A 6,333-nucleotide genomic window follows, 5' to 3' on the forward strand; every position below is an offset into this window, starting at 1 on the left:
TAATTTTAAAACTAACTTTTCAGGCCTGAATATCATTAAATCAAAACTTGCATCTTTCAAATAACCCGGATTTTTACCATATTGCATGTTTTTGAAGTAACCATCAATTTACCCGGTTAACAGATTAAGACAAACAACCTATGAAGGCCTCCTCCATCACCAGAAAACTTGACAAACTTTACGAATTTGACCGCGAGCCTGTTACCAAGAACAAGCTGCAGCGAATAGGTAATTTCCTTGGGATCTATGCAGGAGAACATGTTGCGGGAACCGAATTTGTAATAGGCATCCTCTTCGTCGCCCACGGAGTTTCGGCCACAGATCTTTTCCTGGGTGGATTCATCGGAAATATCCTGGCAGTCCTCAGTTGGGCTTTCATTACATCGCCGATTGCCGTAAAAGAGAGACTGTCATTGTACTGGCAGCTGAGGAAAATATGCGGCCCGGTCCTTGTATTCATATACAACATAGTCAATGCCCTGATGTTCTGCTTCCTTGCAGGAGCAATGGTCGCAGTTTCAGCAACGGCGGTAGGCATCCCTTTCAACATAACCATGCCCTCACTCGGTGATCTGTATCCCAACAGCATAGGCTGGGTAATTACCGTCATATGCGTCGGGGGTGTTATTACCGCTATTGCCATAATGGGTTTTGAATCACTTGCCCGGTTCGCCAAAATTGCCGCGCCGTGGATGTTCCTGATATTTGTTGCGGCAGCCATAAACACCTTTCCAAAACTCGGTATAGAACCAGGGCTCGGTAACTTCTGGCAGGTGGCTAATGATACCATATGGACGGGCGTGGCAAGAGAGGGGCAGTCGCAATTCACCATCTGGCACGTTATATTCTTTACCTGGCTCGCGAATGCTGCCATGCACCTTGGCATGTCTGACCTCACCATTTTCAGGTATGCAAAAAAATGGTATTACGGCTTTGCCTCTGCCGTGGGAATGTACCTCGGGCACTATATCGCCTGGATAGCTTCAGGAATATTGTATGCCGCCGCGACAAGCGACTCTCCCGGCCCGGTTGCCTACCAGGCAGTAGGCGTGGCAGGGGCAATATGCGTTGTTATAGCAGGGTGGACAACCGCCAACCCTACGCTTTACAGGGCCGGTCTGGCATTACAGGTGGCCTCGCCCAACTGGCAGAGATGGAAGGTAACCCTTCTGGCCGGAGCGATAACCACCATAGCAGCAATGTTCCCGGCCCTGGTCATGAGACTGCTTGATTTCGTGGCGCTGTACGGACTGATACTTATCCCGATGGGAGGAATCATTTTTGCCGATTTCTACCTGTTCAAAAGAGCGGGACTTGAGAGTTATTTTGCAGAGAAAAGAGGATTGATGTTCAATACTGCAGCTGGTGCAACATGGTTCCTCCTTTTGGCCGCAGCACTGTTTTTCAACCAGGTTGTCGGTATTGAGCTGTTTTTCCTGCCGGCGCCTACCTGGCTGGCAGCGGTTGGGCTATATCTGTTGTTCTCGCTATTCTACCAGAGATCCATTAATAACGGAATTGCAAAACAACCTTAATATAAAACTGTTATGCCTGAAAATACTAAAAAACAAATAATTACACCGGCAGTGAGAACTATTTTTATTATAATGGCGGTACTGGGACTGTTACTGACGCTTGTACCCTCCATCCTTAACTGGCAGGGCGTGACCGGCCCGGAACAGGTCAACAGACTGATGCTTGCAGGAGCGATAATATGGTTTGTATCGGCCAGCTTCCTGTTTTTCAGAAAAAGTGAGGAGCCGGCAGATATTTAGTATGAATGGATAATGTGGTTGCCGGATGTCAGGGCAAAATAGATGTAATCATTATCCCGGCCTGAAAATTCTGCATCAGGGTGATCAATAGCTGATCCGTTCTCCCAGATAACCAGATCATCAAGCGTCACACGGATAATCTCTCGGTTTAACAACGGCACTCCGGCTAACAGTCTCCTTCCCTCCGGCGAGCTGATCTCCTGTACAAAACTGTTGCCTTCCCGGCTGAATCTCACCCTGATCTCTCCATAATTCGTTACTGAATTGGCTTCCGCCTTTTGCAGGTGCCCCGGATGTGGCTTGAACAATATCTCTGAAAACCCGGGGGCTGCTGGTGCAATGCCTGCAATATACCTGCTTAGCAATGTGAGCGGTCCGCCCGACCAGCCGTGATTGTAGGTGCCACCCCCGAAGCCGGCAGCTCCTATACCCCATCCCTCCCACAAAGTGGTAAGCTCGCTCTCAACCATGGGCCCGAAACGCTCCTTCATGCGCTGCAGCGCATCATCAACAAAACCCATCCTGATAAGAGATTCCAATACATACTTTTCCATATAGGGACTCGCGTGGTACTCCCTCATAAGCACATCCCTTATCAATCCGTAATCCTCCACTGGTGCAACTCCTGCCAGCACTGCCAGGGCATGAGCCCGGTCATCGGTTTCTCCGTTATAACCGGGCGACCTGTATTCGTTCCCGGTCCAGAATGCATTCCTGAAATTCTCCGCTAAACTTTCATTTGTGCTGGCAGCCCATTGTGCATCACTGTCATGGCCCAGCAAAAAGGCCATATTTTCAAAACCCTGCAAGGCCAAAGAATACCAAAGGTTAAACAACAGAGTCATATCCCTGTTATCCCCCCAGTCGCCCCATGTCCATCCACCGGGGCGCTCAACAACCAGCCCGTTTTCACCTTTCTCCCACACATGAAGATAACTTCTGACACCCGGATACACCGCCTCCACTGTAACGGTGTCGCCTGTGTAGTAATAATAGTTCCAGAATCCGTAATACCCGATACTGGCAAGCATCTGCATTGGAAGTTCATTATCCCAGTTCCCTGAAGGAACAGGTGAGTAGATGGTCGAATCGGCACGCTGCCAGTTGATCAGTTCAAGGATCCCTTTGCGCGCCAGGTGGTCGCTTTCCCTGTCAAATGCATAAAAAGACTGCTCCAGTTGAAGAATCACATCCCCCCACCATTGGGCCCTTTCCCTGTCAGGGCAATCCATGTATGTATCACGCATGTTGATATAGAGTGATCTTACAGACTTTTTCCACAGCAGATCATAAAACGGGTCATCACTATTGAAATACCCGGTGAATTCGGTATTGTATCCGGTCTCCCTGTAAAATAGATCATGAACCTCAACACCGGCAGGAATCTCATAATGGACATAGTGCCCGTTCATCCATCCGGGAGTCTCAAAATCCTGTTCTCCCTGCCTGGTAATATATTCTGTCCGTACATTATATGCACTCCCTCCAAAATAATTATCCGTCAAAATAACTACCCTCTTCCCTTCCGGCGCCACGATCCTGAAGCCTGGTGTGACCTGGGCGTTATATGGGAGAGGGACTATTATGACGGTGTCATTTGTCACCGTAACAGGAAACCGGGGAGCGGTGTCATACCGGCTGATGCCGTAATCTTTCCACCCGGGTATCGGCCTCTCAGCCAGGTTGTTCCATGGAGCCACCGGAGGCACCCCTTTTTCAACTGCACGATGCCACTCAGAATCATCATATCCTGCTGCAAACCACTCGCCAATATCATCTCTTGCATCATAATGGATATTGGATTCGGGCAAGCGGTAATTAGGATAGGGCTCACCGGTTTCGCCGAATGAGGGATGGACAGTAACCTTCCATGTGCTGTCACTAACCAGTGGCAATCCTCCCTCAAGTGCACAGAGATAAAGTCCCGGTAGTCCGCTGTTTTTATGGGAGAACCCATCCTTTCCGAAGAACCAGACCAGCACTGCGATAACATTTTCTCCCTGCCGGAGAGAGGGCCCTGTATCCACCCGGTCCATGTAAGTATCATCCGGGTTCGGCCCCCGTTTCAGTCCCCCCTCAAAAACAACCATCTCACCATTTATAAACAACCAGTATTTGCTGTCGGTTGCCACATCTGCCATTAATTCCCCGGAAGGGATCTCATCCAGGACAAACGTCTTTCTGAAAACAAGCCACTGGTTGGCAATGGTATCCTCAGCAGGATGAACTATCCATTTGGCTTCTATGCCATTCTCTCCTGAACACGACAAACCGGTAAAAAAAGCTGCTAAAGCCGCGCAAATCAGGCTGCATGAAACAATCAATCTCTTAATAGCCATAATGTTATTGTTTTATTTCAATCCATGTGGAACACCTGTTCAAGGGGAGTGGAAACCGGCGAATTGTCGGAGTTTGTCTCCATGATATCGGACATATGATCCCACCATCGCCTGACCACCTCCTCACTTCCGAGCTCCTGCGATGAGGATCCTTCTGCCTGCTTCTGGACAGCAAAAAGCGTATCAGTCTCATTATCCAGGAATATTGTATAATCAGATATGCCGTTGCTGCTGAGCAGCTCTTTCAGCTCGGGCCATATTGCATCATGCCTCCTTATGTACTCTTCCCTGAAGCCTTTTTTGAGCTTCATCTTAAAAGCGGTTTTTTGCATAGTATTAAATGTTGCCGGGAATAATCCCGGGGTTGGTTTTAAACAGTGTAATCTATCCACGCATCGGGTCCACCGAATACATATAAGGAATTACCCTGAATTAGCTTTAAATTCTTGGTATCAATAATGACAGGAGCCTTATCATTCACCCCCAACCTAAACCTAAAAAAACTGGTTAAACCTAAATGATATTACGCTTGAAACCTTTCGGTAGTTGCCAGGCTAACATATACCGTGTTGTTGCGTTGGGCGATTTTATTTTAATTCTACATTGAAATTAATCTTAGCGTTCAATGCCCTAAAAACCTTCAATATAGTATCAAACCGTGCATCAGTCAGGTTATTTTCAACCTTGGAAATTTGTGCTTTTTTTACTCCAACCAGCTCTCCAAGTTGACTTTGAGTTAAATGCTTCTCTTCTCTTATTCTTTTGATTGTTTGTCCTAAAATATCAAGACTCAATTCTTCTTCAAAAGCATCTCTATCTTCAGTCCCAACTTTGCCTATATGCTTATCAATCATTTCATCCAGGCTTGTTCTGCGTAATTTATTGTTTTCCATTTTTCTTTGATTTTAGTTCAAAGTATGCTTTTCGTATTTCTTCCGCCCTATTTATCTCACTTTTGGGAGTTTTTTTAGTCTTTTTAATAAATCATGCGTTGCTAAAACAAGAATTTCCGTTTTATCTGTCTTGTCCCAGAATGCTAACAATCTGTAATACTTTTTCTCGTACAATGTCCGAAACTCCCAGATAATCTCAGTTAATTTTTTAAATAATTCTGAGTCATTGACAATCTGTGCTTTTCTTGCATTATAATAGATCTTTCGACGCGTTTTCTCGTTTAAAGAGTCCAAAAAATCAATGGCATCACCCAAAAAGTCAACATCGAATTTTTTATCCATTAATTATTTTAATACAAAGATAAGAGTTTCTTAATTAAGAAACAAGTTGATGATTTGCGATATTTCTCCGGCTGACGCACAACGATTGTGTAAACATAGTTATGGTGTTTGGATGTATATATTTAATTTTTCATCACTTCTATCGCGTTGTCGGTAGAGCGGTCGGCTTGCCGTTCAGGGTGTCGAAGAAATCCTTCTTCATAGCCTCTAACAATACCAGCATTTTCCAAAACCGGTTCAGAAAAAAATTTGTAATTGATTGGATTTACTTAAAGCTGTTAGGAACCTCAACTATAAATATTTCTTAAGACTGACTCGCAAACTATCCAACGCCCTTGAGATCTGTGTTTTTACAGTATTGACCGATATATTGAGCCTTTCAGAAATCTCACAATAGGAAAGCAGCTCATACCGGCTTAAAATGAAAATTTCTTTGCATTTGTCAGGAAGTTTATCAATGCTGGCCGTAACATCTTTTTCAAGTTTTTTAAGGGCTATCTGCTGAAATATGTATTCTTCATCAGGATCTGCCAGTTCCCTCATCTCATCAGAAATATCGATTATCTGATTTTGCCTGGTGTTCTTTTTTAACCTTTTGTAATCCAGACATGCATTGTGAACACATCTGAAAAGATAGGGCTTGATACCGTGTTGAATATCAATATCCCTGCGCTTATCCCATAATTTCAAAAATACATCATTGACTATCTCCTTAACAAGCTCCTCATCCGGAATCACCCCGTAGCAATAGAGACAAAGAGAAGGGAAGTAGCATTTATAAAGAATTTCAAAAGCCTTTATATTTCCCTTTTTTACCTTTTGCCACAGGTTTGGGGATGAAATTGTCATTTTAACAAAAGATTTCTGTCATAAAGTTAATAATCATAATTAAAATCCATCTAATAAGATAAGTAATTACCATAAATTAAGAGTCTTTCGAAAACTTTGTGTAAACGCCTGAATTCATATTCGGCATCTGTCTTC

Annotated in this window: 5 protein-coding genes and 1 pseudogene; 1 reads left to right on the forward strand and 5 read right to left on the reverse strand. The window is 44.6% G+C overall.

The features are described from left to right. Window positions 1-140: 140 nt before the first annotated feature. Complete coding sequence (locus tag EA408_10315; protein TVR71044.1) at window positions 141-1,535, forward strand: hypothetical protein; 1,395 nt, start codon at window positions 141-143, stop codon at window positions 1,533-1,535. A 236-nt stretch (window positions 1,536-1,771) separates the two neighbouring features. Here the strand turns inward: EA408_10315 and EA408_10320 are convergent, their stop codons facing one another. From EA408_10320 to EA408_10340, 5 genes and pseudogenes are all read right to left on the reverse strand, one after another. Beyond that, window positions 1,772-4,114, reverse strand: a complete 2,343-nt coding sequence (locus EA408_10320) for a glycoside hydrolase (protein TVR71045.1) — start codon at window positions 4,112-4,114, stop codon at window positions 1,772-1,774. A gap of 17 nt (window positions 4,115-4,131) precedes the next feature. Further along, window positions 4,132-4,446 (reverse strand): L-rhamnose mutarotase, encoded by a 315-nt coding sequence (rhaM, locus tag EA408_10325; protein ID TVR71046.1) that lies wholly within the window; start codon window positions 4,444-4,446, stop codon window positions 4,132-4,134. Window positions 4,447-4,701: 255 nt separating this feature from the next. Then, entirely contained in the window at window positions 4,702-5,007 is a 306-nt protein-coding gene (locus EA408_10330) for an XRE family transcriptional regulator (protein TVR71047.1), read from the reverse strand. Beyond that, window positions 4,994-5,349: pseudogene (locus EA408_10335) on the reverse strand (type II toxin-antitoxin system RelE/ParE family toxin). The gene EA408_10330 and the pseudogene EA408_10335 overlap by 14 nt, the downstream one beginning before the upstream one ends. A 291-nt stretch (window positions 5,350-5,640) precedes the next feature. Further along, window positions 5,641-6,198: an RNA polymerase sigma-70 factor gene (locus EA408_10340; GenBank protein TVR71048.1), complete on the reverse strand. Its 558-nt coding sequence runs from the start codon at window positions 6,196-6,198 to the stop codon at window positions 5,641-5,643. Window positions 6,199-6,333: the final 135 nt, after the last annotated feature.

It is taken from the genome of Marinilabiliales bacterium, from assembly GCA_007695015.1.
Lineage (GTDB): Bacteria > Bacteroidota > Bacteroidia > Bacteroidales > PUMT01 > PXAP01.

Bases quoted from the DNA above. Each gene is read 5' to 3' on its own strand.
- EA408_10320 (TVR71045.1), bottom strand. From the start codon at position 4,114: ATGGCTATTAAGAGATTGATTGTTTCATGCAGCCTGATTTGCGCGGCT.
- EA408_10315 (TVR71044.1), top strand. From the start codon at position 141: ATGAAGGCCTCCTCCATCACCAGAAAACTTGACAAACTTTACGAATTT.
- rhaM (TVR71046.1), bottom strand. From the start codon at position 4,446: ATGCAAAAAACCGCTTTTAAGATGAAGCTCAAAAAAGGCTTCAGGGAA.
- EA408_10330 (TVR71047.1), bottom strand. From the start codon at position 5,007: ATGGAAAACAATAAATTACGCAGAACAAGCCTGGATGAAATGATTGAT.
- EA408_10340 (TVR71048.1), bottom strand. From the start codon at position 6,198: ATGACAATTTCATCCCCAAACCTGTGGCAAAAGGTAAAAAAGGGAAAT.